This is a genomic window from Caulobacter sp. DWP3-1-3b2 (genome assembly GCF_049896325.1).
Taxonomy (GTDB): Bacteria; Pseudomonadota; Alphaproteobacteria; order Caulobacterales; family Caulobacteraceae; genus Caulobacter.
In genome coordinates this window covers 51,913-69,625 of sequence record NZ_JAFCUB010000004.1, presented here as the reverse complement: position 1 = coordinate 69,625, position 17,713 = coordinate 51,913, and the positions used below count along the sequence as shown (strand labels likewise).

The window sequence follows — 17,713 nt, the reverse complement described above, 5'->3', positions numbered from 1 at the left end:
GGCCACGCGGTTCACTCAACGCGCGTGTGGCGGTGACAAAGCCGCCGGCGATGAGGATAGTGCGGCCATGAACCGTCCGTTGATTTCCGCGCTCCTGGCGCTCGCCATGCTGGCCCCGGAGGGTGCGGTCCTGGCCCAAGACCGCGGCGCGGTCGAGCGTCAACGTTTGCTGGACCTGGCCTTCACCATCGGCGAGAGCCACGCCCTGCGGCAGGTCTGCGAAGGAGTCGGCGATCAATATTGGCGGTCTCGGATGATGCGGCTGACGCAGGTGGAAAAGGCCGACCAGGCCTTCGACGCCCAATTGCGCGACAAGTTCAACACCGGCTTCGCCGCGCGTCAGGGCCAGTTCGTCGAATGCGACGACGCCAGCCGCCAGGCCGAGCATACCGTGGCCCGCAAGGGCCAGGCGCTCTCGACCCGGTTGGCCCAGTCGATGCGGAACGCATCCGCCAGCGCTCCGGCGCCGGATTCCGTGGCGGACGACGGAGCGGCGCGCTAGTCTCCCTCCAACGGTTGTGGGAGGGCTTGTCGTGATGTCATTCATCGTGCCGCTGGTGCTGGTGGTCCTGGCCATCTTCCTGGTGATCAATGTGATCAAGATCGTGCCGCAGGGGCGCGAGTTCACCGTCGAGCGGTTCGGACGCTACACCCGAACCCTCAAGCCCGGCATCAGCATCCTGACCCCCTTCGCCGAGACCATCGGCCGGCGGGTCAACATGATGGAGCAGGTGCTCGACGTTCCCCAGCAGGAGGTCATCACCAAGGACAATGTCTCGGTGAAGGTCGACGGCATCGTGTTCATCCAGGTGATGGACGCGTCCCAGGCAGCCTACCGCGTCGACAACCTGATGTACGCCATCACCCAGCTGGCCCAGACCAACCTGCGCACCGTGGTCGGCTCGATGGAGCTGGACGAGGTGCTGAGCCAGCGCGACCAGATCAACACCCGGCTGCTGACCACCATCGACCACGCCACCGGCCCTTGGGGCGTCAAGGTCACCCGGATCGAGATCAAGGACCTGACACCGCCGCCGGACATCACCAACGCCATGGCCCGCCAGATGAAGGCCGAGCGCGAGAAACGGGCGGTGATTACCGAGGCCGAGGGCGAAAAGCAGTCGCAGATCGCCCGCGCCGAGGGCCAGAAGCAGTCGGCCATCCTGCAGGCCGAGGGCCGTCGCGAGGCCGCCTTCCGCGACGCCGAGGCCCGCGAGCGGGAAGCCGAGGCCGAGGCCAAGGCGACGGCCTTCGTGTCCGAAGCCATCGCCAAGGGCGACGTCAACGCCATCAACTACTTCATCGCCCAGAAATATGTCGAGGCCTTCGGCGAGCTGGCCAAGTCGCCCAACGCCAAGACCGTGATCGTGCCGGCCGACTTCGCCGGGCTGACCGGCACGGTGGCGGGCGTGGCCGAGCTGCTGAAGACCCTGGGCGGCAGCGACGCGGCGCGCACCGTCGTGCCGCCGACGCCCAAGCGCGGAGTCTGAGCCCATGCACGGCCTGATGCTGTTCTATGCGACGCATCCGTTCTGGGTCTGGCTGGCGGTGGGCGCGATCTTCCTGGCGGTCGAGGTGGCCACCGGCACCGGCTGGCTGCTTTGGCCGGCCGCCAGCGCTGGCCTGGTCGGGCTGCTGACCCTGGCCGTCTCGCCCGGTCCGCCGATCGAGATCGCCCTGTTCGCGGCCCTGACCATCGCCACAACCTATCTGGCGAGGCGCTTTCTGCAGCCGGTGCTGGAAGGCCCCCAGCATCCCGACCTCAACGACCCGACCCTGCGGCTGATCGGCCGCGACTGCGAGGTGGTCGCGGCGTTCGAGCACGGCCGCGGCCGGGTGTTCGCCGACGGCAAGGAATGGGCCGCCGTAGTCCAGGACGGCCTGCCGCCGGCGACGGGTCAGCGGGTCATGGTCGTCGGCATCGACGGGTCGGTCCTGACAGTAAGGTGACGGAATCTTCCTTCTTCCCTTGCGGGAGAAGGAGAAACCCCTACCCGCCGGCCTTCATCGCGTCCCACGAGCGGGTGGGGCTGGTCTGGCCGACGGCGGCGCGGAGCCAGGCGAGGTTGTTGTCCACCAGCTCCGGCGGCAGGTCCTGGCGGGCCAGGCGCTCGGCCTCGTCCAGCCGGCCTTGCAAGCCGACGACCAGGGCCAGGTTCTGGCGCACCTGGATGGTGGCGGTGGGCAGGGCCGAGGCCCGGCGCAGCATGGCTTCGGCGCCGGTCAGGTCGCCGCCCTGGGCCAGATGCATGGCCAGGTTGGCCAGGGCCGCAGCCTCGGCCGGGGCCAGGGCCACGGCCTGGCGGTGAGCCGCCATGGCCTCGTCGTCGCGCTTGGCCTGCTCATAGGCCACGCCGAGCAGGGATTGGGGGCGCCAGTCGCGCGGCTGCAGGACGGCGGCTCTGCGAGCCGGGTCGATGGCGTAGAAGCCCTGGCCGCGCTCGATATTGGCCCGGGCCAGTTCCATCAGGGCGTCGTAATTGTCCGGTGCGCCGATCAGCACGCGGCTGGCCGCATCGGCGGCCTCGTCGTAGCGGCCCAGCGCGCGCAACGCCTGGGACAGGCCCACGCCGGCCTCCAGGTCGCGGCCGTCCCGCTCCAGTTCGTTCGACCAGAAGGCCGCGCGGCTCAGGGGATCGGCGCGGCGCATCTCGAGCCGCTGTTCAGGGCTGGCCTTGCGCGGCGGCGACGCGGCGGCGGCCGTCGCGGCGCCGAGCGCCGGCTTGTCGGCGGCATGGGCCATCGCGCCCATCAGCAGGCTCGATGCCAGGAGGGGGGCGAGAACGGTTGCGAGGAGCGCGCGCTTGCGACACATGAAGACAGATCTCCCGACGGTTCGCGCATCCTCGCGCGCGGCCCTCAAGGAATCGTTAAGCATAAGTCTTCACCTTCAAGGCGCGCCCATGTCGGAACCGATCATCGCCCCCTCGCAACGCTCCGCCGGGGACGGGGCGGCGACGCCGATTCACTGCCTGTACGAGTCCGAGCTGGCGGCCTTCGTCGAGGCCCGGCCCAGTTTCGTCAAAGGCTACGTGGCGCTGGAGGACTTCAAGGCCAGCGCCGGCCAAGTGCTGATTTTGCCGACGCCGCAAGGGGTTGTGGACCGCGTGCTGCTGGGCCTGGGGGAAAAGGGCAAGGCCGACGCCATGCTGTTTCGCGCCTTGCCGGGCAAGCTGCCGGGCGGGGACTATCGGCTGTCGTCCGTCCCCGACGGCCTGGACGCCGGCCAGATCGCCCTGGCCTTCGCGCTCGGCAGCTACAGGTTCGATCGCTACAAGCCGCGCGCCGGTGAAACCCCGCGACGACTGGTCGCGGATGACGGCGTCGATCTTGCCGAAATCCGCGCCGTGGCCCATGCCTGCGCCCTGGCCCGCGACATGGTCAACACCCCGGCCAACGACCTGGGCCCACTGCAGATCGAGACCATCGCCCGCGAGATCGCCGAGCACCATGGGGCGACCATCGCGGTGGTGACCGGCGATGACCTGCTGGAACAGAACTATCCCGCCATCCACGCCGTGGGCCGCGCCGCCGTGCCGGCGCGCGCGCCCCGGATGATCGAGATCAGCTGGGGCGACGCGGCCCACCCTCGCGTCGCGATCGTGGGAAAGGGCGTGGTGTTCGACACCGGCGGCCTGGACATCAAGCCGTCGAGCGGCATGCGCAACATGAAGAAGGACATGGGCGGCGCCGCGCACGCCCTGGCGCTTGCCCGAATGGTGATGGCCGCCGGCCTGCCGGTGGCGCTGAGCGTGCTGGTCCCGGTGGTCGAGAACGCCATCGCTGGCGACGCCATGCGGCCGGGCGACGTGCTGGCCACCCGCGCGGGGTTGAGCGTGGAGGTGGGCAATACCGACGCCGAGGGTCGCCTGATCCTGGCCGACGCCCTGACGCGGGCGGCCGAGCTGGAGCCGGTGTTGACGATCGATCTCGCCACCCTGACCGGCGCCGCCCGCGCGGCGCTCGGTCCGCAGGTGATCCCCTTCTACACCCCAGACGATGACCTGGCCCTGGAGATCGAGGAGGGTGCGCGCAACGCCGTCGATCCCGTCTGGCGCATGCCGCTGTGGGACGGCTATCGCGAGGCGGTCGAGAGCGACATCGCCGACCTGAAGAACGACCCCGACGCCTGGGCCCAGGCCGGCTCGATCACCGCCGCCCTGTTTCTTCAGGCTTTCGCGCCGACGACCGGGGCTTGGGTGCATTTCGACATCTTCGCCTGGAACCCCAAGGCCCGGCCCGGCTACGCGGCCGGCGGCGAGGCTCAGGTGATCCGCGGGCTGTATGGCATGCTGAAGTCGCGTTTTCCGAAGGCTTCGGCATGAGCGACCCGCGCCTCACCCTGGCTCGCCCGGACTTGGCCGACCTCGACCTGCAGGGTCTGGTCGCCGCCGAACGCTACGCGGCGCCCAAGCCGCGCCAGGTCGCCATGCCGACCGCCGCCCTGCGCAAAGCTGCCCATCCGATGGCCGAGCAGTGGGACCAACTGCTGTTCGGCGAGCACTTCCGGGTGCTGGAGATCAAGGACGGCTTCGCCTGGGGCCAGGCGGCGCGCGACGGCTATGTCGGTTTCGTCGCCGAGGCCGACCTGGCGGCCCTGGGCGCGCCGGCCACCCACCAGGTGGCGGTCCCGCGCACCTATGCCTTCGCCGAGCCGAACATCAAGTCACGGCCGGCGGGCCTCTATTCGCTCAACGCCCTGACCGCCATCGAGGCTACCGAAGGCCGGTTCGCCAAGGGTGAGGGCACGGGCTGGTTCATCGCCGCCCATCTGGCGCCGGTCGGCGTGGCCCTGACCGACCATGTGGCGGTGGCGGAAGGCTATCTCGGCGCGCCCTACCAGTGGGGCGGTCGCGAATCGCTGGGTCTGGACTGTTCGGGCCTCGTCCAGCAGGCCCTGGCGGCCTGTGGCCGGGCGGTCCCGCGCGACACCGACCTGCAACGGGCCTTCTTCAAGCCGATCGCGGCCGAGGATCGTCGGCGCGGCGATCTGGTGTTCTGGAAAGGCCATGTGGCCATCCTGTTGGACGCAGACACCGTCCTCCACCCCAACGCCCACCACATGGCCGTGGCCGTCGAGCCTCTGGCCGAAGCCATCACCCGGATCGAAGCTGCGGGAAGCGGGCCGGTGACGGGGTGGAGGAGACCTTAGGCGCGGGACGCCCCCTCCGGCCCTTCGTGCCACCTCCCCCGCTTCGCAGGGGAGGAGAAATCCGAGCGTCCTCCCTTGCGAAGCGGGGGGAGGTGGCGCGCGGCGAAGCTGTGTGACGGAGGGGGCGTCCCTACAGGCCTACTTCGGCCACTGCGCCAGCCAGTCGGCCAGCGATTGGGGGGTCATGTGGCGGGCGTCTGTGAGGGCGAACAGGGCGTCGGGATTGACCAGCTTGCCCTTGGTGTCGACCACCAGGAAGGTCGGCACGCCGTTCAGCTTGTCGATGCCGTAGCGGGCCGGGATCTGCATGTTGTGGTCGTAGCGGCCGACGTTCACGGCCACGACCTGGTAATGCTTGTCGACGAAGGCCTTGAGGTCGGGCTGTTCGATCATGCCGGCGAACACCCGGCAGTCGCCGCACCAGTTGCCGCCCAGGTCGATCAGCACCAGCTTGTGCTTGGCCTTGGCGGTCTTGATCGCCTTGGCGACATCGGCCTCAGCGTCGGCCTTCTCGTCATAGGGATAGGGCAGGGGGGTGGGCAACTCGGCCAGCGACTGCAGTCTCACGGTCGGGGACTTGGCGGCCTGGGCGCTGATCGGCGCGGCGAGGACGAGGGCGGCGAGGGCGAACACCCGTACAAAGGAGGGGCGAGCGAACTTGGCGAGCGTCATGGGCGAGCGGATCCGGTGAAGCTGCAGGATCCGTTACCCTACTCACAAAATAGGAAAAGCCGGCAAGGCAGGTTTGCTGACGACGTTGCGACGGCGCCTGCAAGACAGGCGCCCTGGCAAGACCCGCAAACAAAAAGGCCGTGGGCGAACCCACGGCCTTGGATGCTTGTCGCGAAAGCGTCGGCCTATTTGACGGGCGCGGTCGCGGCCTTGTCGGCGGACGGCGACGGGGTCGTCGGAGCGCCCGGAGCCGCCGGAGCGCCGCCCGACACGGCCGTGCCGGCGGCGGGCGCCGCGGCAGCCGGAGCCCCGGCGGCAGGCAGGGCCGGACCGGCCGGCTTGGGGGCGGGCACGGGCAGGGTCGAGCCCAGGCTGTGCAGATAGGAAATCACCGCGATCCGGTCTTCCTGCTTCTTCAGGCCGACAAACGACATCTTGGTGCCCGAGATGTACTTGCCCGGACCCTTCAGGAACTGGTCGAGGTGGTCGTAGTCCCAGACCGGGTTCTTGGCTCCGAACTCGACCATGCTCGCCGAATAGGCCATGCCGGGGTGCGCGCCCGGCTTGCGGCCCACCACGCCGTACAGGTCGGGACCGACGATGGTCGCGCCGCCTTGGGCGAAGCTGTGACAGGAGGTGCACTTGGCGGTCACCGCTTGGCCGGCCGCGATATTGGCCGAAACCAGCAGGACGCTACCCCAGTCAGGCGCGACCTCGGCGGCGGGACCGCCGGCTTCGGCTTCTTCAGCCACCGCGATCTCATAGCCCGGCTTCTCGATTTCGTGCTTGGCGAAAACGATGTCCGACGCTTCCTTGAGACCGAAAATGACCAGGCCGGTCAGCAGTACGCCGCCAGCGATCTTGTTGAACGTCAGGTCGCTCATCTAAAGCCTTACCAGCCTCTTGGGGGCCGTCTGACGACAGGCCCGAGTTCGCGCCCGGAGGTTCCCCCGTACGCTCCATGTTGCGCTCGCGTCTCTTACACGCTACCGCCCCAGGCGCAACCGGCCAGCAACGGTTTTGCCCAGCATCGGCGTTTCCATGAACCCCATCGTCGTCATTCCGGCCCGCATGGCGGCCACCCGCCTGCCCAACAAGCCCCTGGCCGACATCGGCGGCGTATCGATGATCGTACGGGTTCTGCGTCAAGCCCAGGCGGCGGGAATCGGTCCGGTGGTCGTGGCGGCGGGCGATATTGCGATCCTCGAGGCTGTCCAGGCGGCGGGCGGCCAAGCCGTTCTGACCGACCCGAACCTGGCTTCGGGCTCCGACCGCATCCTGGCGGCGCTGGACGTGCTGGATCCCGACGGCGCCCACGACGTGGTGATCAACCTGCAAGGCGACATGCCGTTCGTGCAGCCCTCGATGCTGGCCGCCTGCGCCGACCTGCTGGGCGCCTATCCCGATTGCGACATCGCCACGGTCGTCGCACCGGAGGCCTCGCCGCAGGACCGGAGCAATCCCGACGTGGTCAAGGCCGTTCTGGCCATGGAACATGACGGCTTTTCCGGCCGGGCCCTCTATTTCACCCGCTCCACCCTCTATGGCGACGCGCCGATCTGGCGACACATCGGCATCTATGGCTATCGCCGCGCCGCCTTGCAGGCCTTCAACGCCGCCCCGGCCTCGCCGCTGGAGAAGCGCGAGAAGCTGGAGCAACTGCGGGCCATGGAGCTGGGCCTCGTGCTGCACGCCGCCGTGGCGCCCGAGGCTCCGATCTCCGTCGACAACCCTTCCGACCTCGATGCGGCGCGCCAGTTCGCCCTGACCCTGCACGCCGGGAACCACCCATGAGCCTCCTCAAGAAGATCGCCTTCCAGGGCGAGCCCGGCGCCAACAGCCACGAAGCCTGCCGCACCTATTTCCCCGACTACGAGGCCGTGCCCTGCGCCACCTTCGAGGAGGCGTTCGAGGCCATCAAGACCGGCGCCTGCCAGCTGGGTATGATCCCGATCGAGAACTCGATCGCCGGCCGCGTGGCCGACGTCCACCATCTGCTGCCCGCTTCGGGCCTGAAGATCATCGGCGAGCGTTTCAAGCCGATCCGCTTCCAGCTGATGGCCAATAAGGGCGTGACGCTGGAGACGGTGACGACCGCCTGCTCGATGCCGATCGCGCTCAGCCAGTGCCGCCACAGCCTCAAGAAGCTGGGCCTGGCCCACGAGAGCGCCGGCGACACGGCCGGCGCCGCCAAGGCCCTGGCCCTCAAGCCCGACCCGACCCGAGCCGCCGTCGCGCCCGCCCTGGCCGCCGAGATCTATGGCCTCGACATCCTGGCCCGCGACATCGAGGACGAACGCAACAACACCACGCGATTCCTGGTGATGACGGCGGAGAAGGCCCCGGAGGCGCCGGCCTTCACCCACCGCTGCGTGACCAGCTTCGTGTTCAAGGTGCGCAACCTGCCGGCCGCGCTCTACAAGGTGCTGGGCGGCTTTGCGACCAACGGCGTCAACATGACCAAGCTGGAAAGCTACATGGAGGGCGGCGCCTTCACGGCGACCTTCTTCTATGCCGAAGTCGATGGCCGGCCCGAGGATCGCTCGCTGGCCCTGGCCTTCGATGAGCTGAAGTTCTTCTCGGACAAGTTCGAAATCCTGGGCGTATACCCAGCCGATCCGTTCCGGGATCGGGTTTAAGCGCCGTGCGTCCTTCGAGGCGCGCTCCGCGGGCGCCTCAGGATGAGGAACGCTGTTGCTGAATTCCTCATCCTGAGGTGCGAGGCGCAGCCGAGCCTCGAAGGACGCACCGTCCCTGCCGTCGCGGCAAGCTTCGCTATTGGGCAATCGGCGCCTAACCTCCCGAAAACGATCCTGGGAGGGACGCTATGCATACGATGATCGCGCCAGTGATGGCGCTGGTGGCCTGGTCGCTGCTGATCTGGCTGTGGATGTATGTCCGCCGCCTACCGGCGATGAGCAAGGCGGGGCTCAAGCCGCAGGACGCGGCATTTCCAGGCAGTCTCGACCTCCTGCCCGCCGGGGTTCGGCAGGCGGCCAACAACTACAACCACCTGATGGAGCAGCCGACCATCTTCTACGCCGCCGCCCTGGCGATCCAGGTGGCGGGGCACGTCGACGGCTGGGCGCTGCGTCTGGCCTGGCTCTATGTGGCGCTGCGGGTGGTTCATAGTTTGGTCCAGGTCAGCGCCAATGTCGTGGCGCTGCGGTTCCTGGCCTTCTCGCTGTCGACGATCACCCTGGCGGTGATGGTGGTGCGGGAGTTGGTCAGGGTGTTCGGCGGCTGAATGGGACAAGGTCCACCCCCTGTGGAGAGGCGATCGCGAAGGCGATCGGTGGGGGGAGTTTTAGGCTCTTGCGATCCAGGGCGCGGACACTGTCCGGATCCTCCCCCTCCGGCGCCTTCGCCGACACCTGCCCCACAGGGGCAGGACTTAGTCCTCCGCCCACGCCTTGATCAGTTGGTGGGCGATCGCCAGCGGCGGCGGGGCGAAGAAGCCCTCCATCTCGCCCCTGATCAGGGCCTTGGCCTCGTCCTTGGTGAACCACTTGACCGCTTCCAGCTCGGTCTGGTCGGGGGCGGCCTGGTCGCTGTCGACGTCGGCCATCAGGCCCATCATCAGCGACGACGGCCAGGGCCAGGGCTGGCTGGAGTGGTAGCGAACGGCGGTTGCGGTCAGGCCCGCCTCTTCCTTTAGCTCGCGGGCGCAGCCTTCCTCGATCGTCTCGCCGGGCTCGATGAAGCCGGCCAGGGCGGAATACATGCCGGCCGGCCAGGCGGCCTGGCGACCCAGGAGGCATTTGCCGTCGTGCAGGGCCAGCATGATCGCCACCGGGTCGGTGCGCGGGAAGTGCTCGGTGTGGCAGGCCGGGCAGAGCCGCTTCCAGCCGCCATCGGTGACGGCGGTCTCCTGGCCGCAGGCGCTGCACCACCGGTGCTTGCGACGCCATTCGAACATCGACTTGGCGGTGGCCAATATGCCGGCGTCGGGCGGCGGCAGCATCGGGGCGACGCCCCGCAGCTCCTCGAACCGGCCCAGGCCCTGCAGCGGGCCCTCGACGGGATCGGCCGAGCCTTCGAGATCCACCGCGAACACCGCGATGTCCTTCCACAGCCCCATGAACAGCAGCCGCTCGGGCGTGCCGGCCAAGTCCTTGGCCATGTCGGCCCGCAGATAGGCGATCTGGACGCTGGCCGGCTTGTCCTCGCCATCCTTGTCTTGGGACGCAGGCGCGTCCTCGACCAGCGGCTTGCCATTCCAGAGAGCCACGGCCAGCGAATGCGGATCGTCGGCCTTCTCGGCCAGCCACGACTCGTCGCCGCGCCGCTCGCCGGCGCGGTCCAGCGGGTTGCCGGCGAAGATGTTGGTGATGATCGAAAGAGCCATGGCCTTTCTGTAGCATCCGCGACGAAGAGTCGTCACGGCCCGGCGCTTGATGTCTTGCATCCTTCACGACGAGTCGCGATATAGGCCTCGGAGATCGGCGACGGGCGAAGCGCTCGCCAATCTGGTCAGGGCCGAGAGGCAGCAGCCACAACGAGTTAACCTTCGGGTCGGCTGTCGGTCTCCACCTTCCCCCTGAAATCTGACAGCATCTGGCCTGCAAGCGCGGGCCGAGCCTTTTGCTGCGCCTCTCCGCGCTCTACAGTCGAGACATGGCCGACCACGACGACCTCACCGATTCCGCGCCGCCGTGGGATGAAGCTCCCCCTGGGGCAGAGCACGAGCGCGACGCGAACACCGCCGACATCTTCGGGGGCGCGCCCATCGCCGCGCCCGTGGCGACGCTTCCGGCTGTAGCGACGCTTCCGGCTGTGGCGGCGCCCGCCGTCACACCCATGACTTCCCAGGCGTCCGATCCCGCCGCCGCCTACACCGTGCTGGCCCGCAAGTACCGGCCGCGCACCTTCGAGGATTTGATCGGTCAGGAGGCGATGGTCCGCACCCTGGCCAACGCCTTCTCCACCGGGCGCATCGCCCACGCCTTCATGCTCACCGGCGTGCGGGGGGTGGGCAAGACCACCACCGCCCGCCTGCTGGCCCGGGCCCTCAACTACGAGACCGACACCGTGCACCAGCCCTCGGTCGACCTGACCGTCGAGGGCCGGCACTGCAAGTCGATCATCGAGGGCCGGCACATGGACGTGCTGGAGCTCGACGCCGCGTCCCGCACCAAGGTCGACGAGATGCGCGAGCTGCTGGACGGGGTGCGCTACGCCCCGGTCGAGGCGCGCTACAAGGTCTATATCATCGACGAAGTGCACATGCTGTCGACGGCGGCGTTCAACGCCCTGCTGAAGACGCTGGAAGAGCCGCCGCCGCACGCCAAATTCATCTTTGCAACGACCGAGATCCGCAAGGTGCCGGTGACCATCCTGTCGCGCACCCAGCGCTTCGACCTGCGCCGGGTCGAGCCCGACGTGCTGGTCAAGCACTTCGCCAAGATCGCCGCCAATGAGGGCGCCAAGGTAGAGGAAGACGGCCTGGCCTTGATCGCCCGCGCCGCCGAGGGTTCGGTGCGCGACGGCCTCTCGCTGCTGGACCAGGCCATCGTTCAAGGCGAGCGCGGCTCCACCGTCACCGCCGCCGTGGTCCGCGACATGCTGGGCCTGGCCGACCGCGGCCAGACCATCGCCCTGTTCGAGAACGTGATGAGCGGCAAGCCCGGCGACTCCCTGGCCGGCTTCCGCGCCCTGTGGGGCTTCGGGGCCGATCCGGCGGTGGTCATGCTCGACCTGCTGGACCATTGCCACGGCGCCTCGGTGGCCAAGGCCCTGGGGCCGGACGCCCTGACCCTGCCCAAGGAACAGGCCGCCCGCCTGACCGCGATCGGGGCCCAGACCTCGGCCGGGACCCTGTCGCGGCTGTGGCAGATGCTGCTCAAGGCCCATGACGAGGTGCGTCGCGCGCCCGATGCCCGGGCCGCCGCAGAGATGGCGCTGATCCGACTGTGCTATGCCGCCGACCTGCCGGGCCCGGAAGAGGCGTTGAAGGCTCTGCGCGACGGCCTGCCCGCTGGTGGCGGTCCTAGCGGCGGCGGCGGCGGCTCGGTCGGCGGCGGCGGGAATGGCGGCGCGGTCAGCGCTCAGCCCCGGATGATGGCCGCGCCGGCCGCCTCGGCTCTTCCGGTGTTGTCGTCCTTCGACGACGTGGTGAAGCTGATCGCCGAGAAACGCGACATCGGCCTGCGGCTGGATGTCGAGCAATATGTCCGTCCGATCAGCTTCCGACCCGGCGCGATCACCTTCGAACCCGCCCCCGGCGCGCCCGGAAACCTGGCCGGACGGCTGGTGCGGGCGCTCAAGGAATGGACCGGCCAGCCCTGGCTGGTGGCGGCCGAGGGCGGCGGCGGGGCCGAGAGCCTGATCGAACGCCAAAAGCGCGAAGACCGCGAGGAGATGGCCTCGATCAAGTCCGACCCGTTCGTGGCCTCGGTGTTCAGCGCCTTCCCCGGCGCCGAGATCGTCGAGATCCGCAAGATCCTGACGCCCGAGGCGCCGCCGATCGAACCGGATGAGCTGGAAGAATAGAAATCTCCCTTCCCCCTTGATGGGGGAAGGGTCGGGGATGGGGGTGAAAGCGTTTCAGGATGTGGCCCTGCCGCGCCAAGGCCCGCCGACGCTGTCACCCCACCCCCAGCCCCTCCCCCATCAAGGGGGAGGGGGGCATAAGAGCGGAGCCTAGACCCATGAAAGACCTCGGCGGCCTGATGAAGCAGGCCCAGGCCATGCAGCAGAAACTGGCTGACGCCCAAGCCAAGCTCGCGGAATTGACGGTCGACGGCACCTCGGGCGGCGGCATGGTCACCGTCACGCTGAAGGGCTCGGGCGAGCTCTTCAAGGTGGTGCTCGACGAGAGCCTGATCGAGCCGGGCGAGGGCGAGGTGATCGCCGACCTGATCGTCGCCGCCCACGCCGACGCCAAGAAGAAGCTGGACGCCCAGCAAGCCCAGATGATGCAGGAAGCCGCTGGCCCGATGGCGGGGCTGATGGGCGGCATGCCTGGGATGAAGTTCTAGGCCTTGGCCGCCTCCGCCGGACCCGAGATCGAGCGGCTGATTGCCCTGCTGTCCAAGCTGCCGGGCCTGGGCCCACGCTCGGGCCGGCGGGCGGCCCTGGCCTTGCTGAAGAAGCGCGACACCCTGCTGGCGCCGCTGACCGCGGCCCTGGTGGACGCCCAGGCCAAGGTGCGGACCTGCTCGGTGTGCGGGTCGCTGGACACCTCCGACCCCTGCGCCATCTGCGCCGACCAGACCCGCGATCCGCGGCTGATCTGCGTGGTCGAGGAGGTGGGGTCGCTGTGGGCCATGGAGCGGGGGCAGTCGTTCAAGGGCCGCTACCACGTGCTGGGCGGGCTGCTGTCGGCGCTGGACGGAATCGGCCCCGAGGCCCTGCGGGTGGGCGAGCTGCTGAGCCGGGCGACCGGCAGCGAGATTTCCGAGGTTATCCTGGCCCTGCCGGCCACGGTCGATGGCCAGACGACCGCGCATTACCTGGCCGATCGGCTGGCGCCGTCGGGGGTGTCGGTGACCATGCTGGCGCGAGGGGTGCCGGTGGGCGGCGACCTGGACTGGCTCGACGATGGGACGATCGCCCAGGCGTTGCGGGCCCGGCGGCCGGCTTAGAGCTCGCACACTTGCCCCCACCCGACGGCTGCGCCGTCTGTCCGCCCCATAGGGGGCGGAGCCTCCAGCGCGGCTTCAACCAAAGGCTCTTCCCCCTGTGGGGGAAGACGACCGCGAAGCGGTCCGTAGGGGGCAAGTCCACCGCTTCCTAGATCCCCCGACTCCCTATAGGAACGGAGCATGAACTTCTCCGATCCCTTCCTGATCCTCACCCTGGTCTTCGCCCTGCTGGCGGCCGGCGCCGTGCTGTGGGCCCTGGCCAGCCAGAAGCGGGCGACCACCGCCGACGGCCGCGCCTGGGAGCTCAACGCCCGGCTGGTCCAGGCCGACGAGCGGGCGCGGCTGCTGGAGGACCAGGCGATCACCCAGGGCGAGCTGATCCGCGCCCAGGCCGCCCAGCAGGCGACCATGACCGCCAACACCGTCGCCGAGGCGCTGATCAAGCGCACCGAGGAGAACTTCAAAAGCCGCGAACTACTGTCTCAGGCCCGTCTTGAAGCTCAGCTGAAGCCGGTGGCCGAGACCCTGGCCAAGTTCGAGGCCCAGGTTACCGCCGTCGAAAAGGCCCGCGCCGAAGAGACCGGCGGCCTCAAGGCCCAGATCACCGCCCTGATGGAAGCCTCGGTGGCCACCCAGTTCGAGGCCCGCAAGCTGTCGGCCGCCCTGCGGCGCGGGGCCGGCGTGCAAGGCCGCTGGGGCGAGCAGACTTTACGTAACGTTCTTGAGGCCGCTGGCCTCACGAACCGCTTCGACTTCGAGGAGCAGTTCAGCGTCGAGAGCGACGAGGGCCGTCGCCGGCCCGACGTCAAGGTCAAGATGCCCGGCGGCGGGGTGTTCGTCATCGACGCCAAGTGCTCGCTCAACGCTTTTCTGGAGGCCCAGGAGGCCACCGAGGATTCCCTGCGCGAAGCCGCCATGATCCGCCACGCCGCCAGCGTCCGGAACCACATGCAGGGCTTGTCGGCCAAGGCCTATTGGGACCAGTTCGCGTCCGAAGGCTCGCCCGACTTCGTGGCGATGTTCGTGCCCGGCGACGGCTTTCTCGCGGCCGCCCTGGACCGCCTGCCCGACCTGATGACCGAGGCCATGGACCGCCGGGTGCTGCTGGTCACCCCCACCACCCTGTTCGCCCTGTGCAAGGCCGTCGCCTATGGCTGGCGGGCCGAGGACCAGGCCAAGAACGCCGCCAATATCGTGGCTGTCGGTCGCGAGCTCTACAAGCGGATCGCCGTGATGGGGGCCCATGCCGGCTCGGTGGGCAAGGCGCTGGAGGCGGCGGTCGGTCGCTACAACCAGTTCGTCGGCTCGCTGGAAAGCCAGGTGCTGACCCAGGCCCGCCGCTTCGAGGACCTGTCGGTGGACCACGAGGGCAAGGAGATCGGCGAGCTGACGCCGGTCGAGGGCTCGGTACGGCCGCTGATCAAGCTGGCGGTGGACGAAACGCCGAAGCTGCAAGCGAACCTCTAGCGCTTTTTCTCCGCTCATCCCGCGAATGCCGGGATGAGCGGATTGAAACAGGCTTGACGCTCCCCCGCGCCCTTCCGTCGTCTTGACCCCGGGCGGCGCGGCCCTTACCTGAGCACCATCATGGCTATACGTCGCATCCTCACCGTCGATAACGCCGCCGATCTGGCGGTTCTCAAGCAGGTCTCCAAGGACGTCCCCGCCGTCGATGACGGTCTGCGCGCCCTGATGGATGACATGCTGGAGACGATGTACGACGCCCCCGGCATCGGCCTGGCGGCCGTGCAGGTGGGCGAGCCGCTCAACGTGATCGTCATGGACCTGGCCCGCGAAGGCGAGCCGCCGGCTCCGCTATATTTCGTCAATCCCAAGATCACCTGGGCGTCGGAAGAGCTCTATGTCTACGAAGAGGGCTGCCTGTCGGTGCCCGAGGTCTACGACGAGGTCGAGCGTCCGGCCAAGGTCAAGCTGACCTATTTGAACTACCAGGGCGAGACGGTGGAGGAAGAGGCCGAGGGCCTCTCCGCCGTCTGCTTCCAGCACGAGATGGACCATCTGGCCGGCGTGCTGTTTATCGACCATCTGTCGCGCCTGAAGCGCGACCGGGCGATCAGCAAGGTCAAGAAGGCCCGCCGCGCGGCTTAGCTCTATCGGGGACACGCCCGAGGACGTGTCCCCGTCCGTGATTTACCGCGTCGCCTTATGGACTTCTTGCTTGGCGTCCTGGCCGGCTTCCTTGGCTTCGCGATTGAGGTCGCCCGCCGCTTCCTTGGTGGCGTCGCCCGCCTTGGCGCCGGCTTGTTTGGTCGCATCGACGGCTTCACCCGCCGCGACCTTGACGTCGGCGGCGGCTTCCTTGGTGCTTTCCTTCAGGGCCGTGCCGGCTTCCTTGACGTCGGGATCGTTCTTGATGTCGGTGGCGGCCTGCTTGATCTCGGAGCCGGCGGCCTTGGCGCCTTCCTTGATCTGGGCGGCGTGCTCGTCCGAGCAGGCGGCCAGCGAGAGGGCGGTCAGGCCGGCGGCGGCGATGAGGGCGATGGAGCGCATGACGGTTCTTCCTTGGAAAAGGTCGCTTCCTAGAACGGCGGTCCATGGTGAAGGTTCCGACTCTCAAGCTTTCCCCAGGACGCCGAGCCGTCTAAACCGGCGGCCATGCGCATCGCCTTCCTCGGGACGCCCGAATTCTCCGTCGCCTGCCTGGCCGAACTAATGTCCGCCGGGCACGAGATCGCCTGTGTTTACAGCCAACCCCCCGCGCCGCGCGGTCGCGGGCAGGACCTCAAGCCCTCGCCGGTCCACGCCTTCGCCGACAGCCTGGGCCTGCCAGTCCGCACGCCGGTGTCGATGAAGTCGCCCGTGGAGATCGCAGCCTTTCAGGCCCTGGACCTCGACGCCGCCGTGGTGGTCGCCTTTGGCCAGATCTTGGTGGCCGAGGTGCTCGACGCCCCGCGCCTGGGCTGTTTCAACCTGCACGCCAGCCTGCTGCCCCGTTGGCGGGGCGCCGCGCCGATCCAGCGGGCGATCATGGCCGGCGACGCGGTGACCGGGGTCCAGGTGATGCGGATGAGCGTCGGCCTCGATGAAGGCCCTGTGCTGATGGGCGAGCAGGTGCGGATCGACGCCTTGGAGACCGCCGGCTCGCTGCACGACAAGCTGGCCGCCGTCGGTTCGCGCATCCTGCCCGTCGCCCTGGCCGCCATCGAGCGCGGCGGGGCCCGCGAGACGCCGCAGAGCGACGAGGGCGTGACCTACGCCAAGAAGATCAAGCCCGCCGAGGCTCGCATCGACTGGACCCGCTCGGCCGCCGAGGTGGACCGCCACATCCGCGGGCTTTCGCCTTTTCCCGGGGCCTGGTTCGAGGCGCCGTCGGACAAGGGGCCGGTGCGGGTCAAGGCCTTGCTGTCGCGGGTTGAGGACGGTGACGGCGCGGCGGGCGCGGTGCTCGACGACGCCCTGCTCATCGCCTGTGGCGACGGCGCGGTGCGCCTGCTCAAGGCCCAGCGCGAGGGCAAGGGCGCCCAGGACGCCGAGGTCTTCGTTCGAGGCTTCCCGCTGGCGGCCGGCACGGCGCTGGCCTGATGCCTCGTTACCGCCTGACGATCGAATATGACGGCCGGCCCTATAACGGATTCCAGGCCCAGGCCGCGCTGCCGTCGGTGCAGGGGGCGATCGAGACGGCGGTGAAGGCGTTCTGCGGCCAGGAGATCCGCATCGCTGCGGCCGGCCGTACCGACACCGGCGTCCACGCCACGGCCCAGGTGGTGCATCTGGATCTAGAGCGCGACTGGCCCGCTCAGACGGTGGTGAACGCCCTCAACGCCCACCTGGCGCGCGAGGCGGTCAGCGTGCTCGACGCGGTGGTGGTGACGGGCGACTGGCACGCCCGCTTCTCGGCGGTCGAGCGTCGCTACCTCTACCGCATTCTCAACCGCCCCGCCCCGCCGGCCTTGGAGGCGGGCAAGGTCTGGCACGTCAAGAAACTGATCGACGCCGAGGCCATGCAGGCGGCGGCCCGGCATTTGGTGGGCCTGCACGACTTCACCACGTTTCGTGACATGGCCTGCCAGGCCAAGTCGCCGCTGAAGACGCTGGACGTGGCGCGGGTGTCCCGCGTCGGCGACGAGGTGCATCTGGTGTTCGAGGCGCGGTCGTTCCTGCATCGCCAGGTGCGGTCGATGACCGGGACCCTGGCCGAGGTCGGGATCGGGCGGTGGAGTGCTCAGGACGTGCGCGAGGCGCTGGAAGCCAAGGATCGCACGGCCTGTGGGCCGGTCGCGCCGGCCGACGGACTGTATCTGACGGGGGTGGGGTACGAAGGGGAGTGAAGACCCCCTCGGGC

The 17,713-nt window shown here is 68.9% G+C and carries 20 protein-coding genes, 1 other RNA gene and 1 pseudogene; 16 read left to right on the top strand and 6 right to left on the bottom strand.

The window, feature by feature from the left end; translation table 11 throughout:
• Positions 1-67 precede the first annotated feature (67 nt).
• Genes ACP7AG_RS04170 through ACP7AG_RS04160 form a run of 3 tightly spaced genes read left to right on the top strand, consistent with a single transcriptional unit; the run spans position 68 to position 1,950 of the window.
• Positions 68-502 (top strand): TIGR02301 family protein, encoded by a 435-nt coding sequence (locus ACP7AG_RS04170; protein WP_426011060.1) that lies wholly within the window; start codon positions 68-70, stop codon positions 500-502.
• A 34-nt stretch (positions 503-536) separates the two neighbouring features.
• Positions 537-1,490 carry an SPFH domain-containing protein gene (locus tag ACP7AG_RS04165; RefSeq protein ID WP_426029985.1) on the top strand — a complete coding sequence of 318 codons (954 nt, stop codon included), beginning with the start codon at positions 537-539 and terminating at the stop codon, positions 1,488-1,490.
• A gap of 4 nt (positions 1,491-1,494) precedes the next feature.
• Entirely contained in the window at positions 1,495-1,950 is a 456-nt protein-coding gene (locus ACP7AG_RS04160) for an NfeD family protein (protein ID WP_426011062.1), read from the top strand.
• A 40-nt stretch (positions 1,951-1,990) separates the two neighbouring features.
• On the opposite strand, the gene ACP7AG_RS04155 is transcribed toward ACP7AG_RS04160, so the two are convergent.
• Positions 1,991-2,815, bottom strand: coding sequence for a tetratricopeptide repeat protein (locus ACP7AG_RS04155; RefSeq protein ID WP_426011064.1), 825 nt, complete (start codon positions 2,813-2,815; stop codon positions 1,991-1,993).
• Between the two features lie 88 nt (positions 2,816-2,903).
• Here ACP7AG_RS04155 and ACP7AG_RS04150 point away from each other — a divergent pair, with 88 nt between their 5' ends.
• Positions 2,904-4,325 (top strand): leucyl aminopeptidase family protein, encoded by a 1,422-nt coding sequence (locus ACP7AG_RS04150; protein WP_426011066.1) that lies wholly within the window; start codon positions 2,904-2,906, stop codon positions 4,323-4,325.
• Positions 4,322-5,152: a C40 family peptidase gene (locus ACP7AG_RS04145; protein WP_426029876.1), complete on the top strand. Its 831-nt coding sequence runs from the start codon at positions 4,322-4,324 to the stop codon at positions 5,150-5,152. The genes ACP7AG_RS04150 and ACP7AG_RS04145 overlap by 4 nt, the downstream gene beginning before the upstream one ends.
• Before the next feature lie 138 nt (positions 5,153-5,290).
• On the opposite strand, the gene ACP7AG_RS04140 is transcribed toward ACP7AG_RS04145, so the two are convergent.
• Positions 5,291-5,824, bottom strand: a complete 534-nt coding sequence (locus tag ACP7AG_RS04140) for a thioredoxin family protein (RefSeq protein ID WP_426029874.1) — start codon at positions 5,822-5,824, stop codon at positions 5,291-5,293.
• Positions 5,825-6,009: 185 nt separating this feature from the next.
• Entirely contained in the window at positions 6,010-6,708 is a 699-nt protein-coding gene (locus ACP7AG_RS04135; protein ID WP_426011072.1) for a c-type cytochrome, read from the bottom strand.
• A gap of 157 nt (positions 6,709-6,865) precedes the next feature.
• On the opposite strand from ACP7AG_RS04135, the gene ACP7AG_RS04130 reads away from it, so the two are divergent.
• Together ACP7AG_RS04130 and ACP7AG_RS04125 are read left to right on the top strand one after the other, a co-directional pair.
• Positions 6,866-7,618: a 3-deoxy-manno-octulosonate cytidylyltransferase gene (locus ACP7AG_RS04130; RefSeq protein ID WP_426011075.1), complete on the top strand. Its 753-nt coding sequence runs from the start codon at positions 6,866-6,868 to the stop codon at positions 7,616-7,618.
• Positions 7,615-8,463, top strand: a complete 849-nt coding sequence (locus ACP7AG_RS04125; RefSeq protein ID WP_426011077.1) for a prephenate dehydratase — start codon at positions 7,615-7,617, stop codon at positions 8,461-8,463. The genes ACP7AG_RS04130 and ACP7AG_RS04125 overlap by 4 nt, the downstream gene beginning before the upstream one ends.
• Here the strand turns inward: ACP7AG_RS04125 and ACP7AG_RS04120 are convergent.
• Positions 8,446-8,553, bottom strand: a pseudogene (locus tag ACP7AG_RS04120) (hypothetical protein); the annotation flags it as partial. The gene ACP7AG_RS04125 and the pseudogene ACP7AG_RS04120 overlap by 18 nt on opposite strands.
• Before the next feature lie 98 nt (positions 8,554-8,651).
• Here ACP7AG_RS04120 and ACP7AG_RS04115 point away from each other — a divergent pair.
• Positions 8,652-9,071, top strand: a complete 420-nt coding sequence (locus tag ACP7AG_RS04115; RefSeq protein ID WP_426029873.1) for an MAPEG family protein — start codon at positions 8,652-8,654, stop codon at positions 9,069-9,071.
• 147 nt (positions 9,072-9,218) lie between these two features.
• On the opposite strand, the gene nudC is transcribed toward ACP7AG_RS04115, so the two are convergent.
• The gene (gene nudC / locus ACP7AG_RS04110) at positions 9,219-10,172 is read right to left on the bottom strand and encodes an NAD(+) diphosphatase (RefSeq protein WP_426011080.1); all 954 of its coding nucleotides are present in this window, start codon (positions 10,170-10,172) and stop codon (positions 9,219-9,221) included.
• Positions 10,173-10,260: 88 nt separating this feature from the next.
• On the opposite strand from nudC, the gene ffs reads away from it, so the two are divergent.
• The 6 genes from ffs to def all read left to right on the top strand — a co-directional run bounded on the left by ffs (position 10,261) and on the right by def (position 15,519).
• Positions 10,261-10,359, top strand: an RNA gene (gene ffs, locus ACP7AG_RS04105) — signal recognition particle sRNA small type.
• Positions 10,360-10,441: 82 nt separating this feature from the next.
• Positions 10,442-12,316, top strand: a complete 1,875-nt coding sequence (locus tag ACP7AG_RS04100; protein WP_426029872.1) for a DNA polymerase III subunit gamma/tau — start codon at positions 10,442-10,444, stop codon at positions 12,314-12,316.
• 158 nt (positions 12,317-12,474) lie between these two features.
• Positions 12,475-12,804: a YbaB/EbfC family nucleoid-associated protein gene (locus tag ACP7AG_RS04095; protein ID WP_426011083.1), complete on the top strand. Its 330-nt coding sequence runs from the start codon at positions 12,475-12,477 to the stop codon at positions 12,802-12,804.
• A gap of 3 nt (positions 12,805-12,807) precedes the next feature.
• Positions 12,808-13,410, top strand: coding sequence for a recombination mediator RecR (recR, locus tag ACP7AG_RS04090; protein WP_426029871.1), 603 nt, complete (start codon positions 12,808-12,810; stop codon positions 13,408-13,410).
• Between the two features lie 180 nt (positions 13,411-13,590).
• Positions 13,591-14,877, top strand: coding sequence for a DNA recombination protein RmuC (gene rmuC, locus ACP7AG_RS04085; protein WP_426029870.1), 1,287 nt, complete (start codon positions 13,591-13,593; stop codon positions 14,875-14,877).
• Positions 14,878-14,997: 120 nt separating this feature from the next.
• Entirely contained in the window at positions 14,998-15,519 is a 522-nt protein-coding gene (def, locus tag ACP7AG_RS04080) for a peptide deformylase (RefSeq protein WP_426011089.1), read from the top strand.
• A gap of 42 nt (positions 15,520-15,561) precedes the next feature.
• On the opposite strand, the gene ACP7AG_RS04075 is transcribed toward def, so the two are convergent.
• Positions 15,562-15,921 (bottom strand): cell surface protein, encoded by a 360-nt coding sequence (locus ACP7AG_RS04075; protein ID WP_426029869.1) that lies wholly within the window; start codon positions 15,919-15,921, stop codon positions 15,562-15,564.
• Between the two features lie 105 nt (positions 15,922-16,026).
• On the opposite strand from ACP7AG_RS04075, the gene fmt reads away from it, so the two are divergent.
• Positions 16,027-16,953: a methionyl-tRNA formyltransferase gene (gene fmt, locus ACP7AG_RS04070; RefSeq protein ID WP_426011093.1), complete on the top strand. Its 927-nt coding sequence runs from the start codon at positions 16,027-16,029 to the stop codon at positions 16,951-16,953.
• Positions 16,953-17,699: a tRNA pseudouridine(38-40) synthase TruA gene (gene truA, locus ACP7AG_RS04065; protein WP_426011095.1), complete on the top strand. Its 747-nt coding sequence runs from the start codon at positions 16,953-16,955 to the stop codon at positions 17,697-17,699. The genes fmt and truA overlap by 1 nt, the downstream gene beginning before the upstream one ends.
• Positions 17,700-17,713: the final 14 nt, after the last annotated feature.

Excerpts from the sequence above, each read along its gene's own strand:
- ACP7AG_RS04170 (WP_426011060.1), top strand. The coding sequence starts at position 68 with ATGAACCGTCCGTTGATTTCCGCGCTCCTGGCGCTCGCCATGCTGGCC.
- ACP7AG_RS04165 (WP_426029985.1), top strand. The coding sequence starts at position 537 with ATGTCATTCATCGTGCCGCTGGTGCTGGTGGTCCTGGCCATCTTCCTG.
- ACP7AG_RS04160 (WP_426011062.1), top strand. The coding sequence starts at position 1,495 with ATGCACGGCCTGATGCTGTTCTATGCGACGCATCCGTTCTGGGTCTGG.
- ACP7AG_RS04155 (WP_426011064.1), bottom strand. The coding sequence starts at position 2,815 with ATGTGTCGCAAGCGCGCGCTCCTCGCAACCGTTCTCGCCCCCCTCCTG.
- ACP7AG_RS04150 (WP_426011066.1), top strand. The coding sequence starts at position 2,904 with ATGTCGGAACCGATCATCGCCCCCTCGCAACGCTCCGCCGGGGACGGG.
- ACP7AG_RS04145 (WP_426029876.1), top strand. The coding sequence starts at position 4,322 with ATGAGCGACCCGCGCCTCACCCTGGCTCGCCCGGACTTGGCCGACCTC.
- ACP7AG_RS04140 (WP_426029874.1), bottom strand. The coding sequence starts at position 5,824 with ATGACGCTCGCCAAGTTCGCTCGCCCCTCCTTTGTACGGGTGTTCGCC.
- ACP7AG_RS04135 (WP_426011072.1), bottom strand. The coding sequence starts at position 6,708 with ATGAGCGACCTGACGTTCAACAAGATCGCTGGCGGCGTACTGCTGACC.
- ACP7AG_RS04130 (WP_426011075.1), top strand. The coding sequence starts at position 6,866 with ATGAACCCCATCGTCGTCATTCCGGCCCGCATGGCGGCCACCCGCCTG.
- ACP7AG_RS04125 (WP_426011077.1), top strand. The coding sequence starts at position 7,615 with ATGAGCCTCCTCAAGAAGATCGCCTTCCAGGGCGAGCCCGGCGCCAAC.
- ACP7AG_RS04115 (WP_426029873.1), top strand. The coding sequence starts at position 8,652 with ATGCATACGATGATCGCGCCAGTGATGGCGCTGGTGGCCTGGTCGCTG.
- nudC (WP_426011080.1), bottom strand. The coding sequence starts at position 10,172 with ATGGCTCTTTCGATCATCACCAACATCTTCGCCGGCAACCCGCTGGAC.
- ACP7AG_RS04100 (WP_426029872.1), top strand. The coding sequence starts at position 10,442 with ATGGCCGACCACGACGACCTCACCGATTCCGCGCCGCCGTGGGATGAA.
- ACP7AG_RS04095 (WP_426011083.1), top strand. The coding sequence starts at position 12,475 with ATGAAAGACCTCGGCGGCCTGATGAAGCAGGCCCAGGCCATGCAGCAG.
- rmuC (WP_426029870.1), top strand. The coding sequence starts at position 13,591 with ATGAACTTCTCCGATCCCTTCCTGATCCTCACCCTGGTCTTCGCCCTG.
- def (WP_426011089.1), top strand. The coding sequence starts at position 14,998 with ATGGCTATACGTCGCATCCTCACCGTCGATAACGCCGCCGATCTGGCG.
- ACP7AG_RS04075 (WP_426029869.1), bottom strand. The coding sequence starts at position 15,921 with ATGCGCTCCATCGCCCTCATCGCCGCCGCCGGCCTGACCGCCCTCTCG.
- fmt (WP_426011093.1), top strand. The coding sequence starts at position 16,027 with ATGCGCATCGCCTTCCTCGGGACGCCCGAATTCTCCGTCGCCTGCCTG.
- truA (WP_426011095.1), top strand. The coding sequence starts at position 16,953 with ATGCCTCGTTACCGCCTGACGATCGAATATGACGGCCGGCCCTATAAC.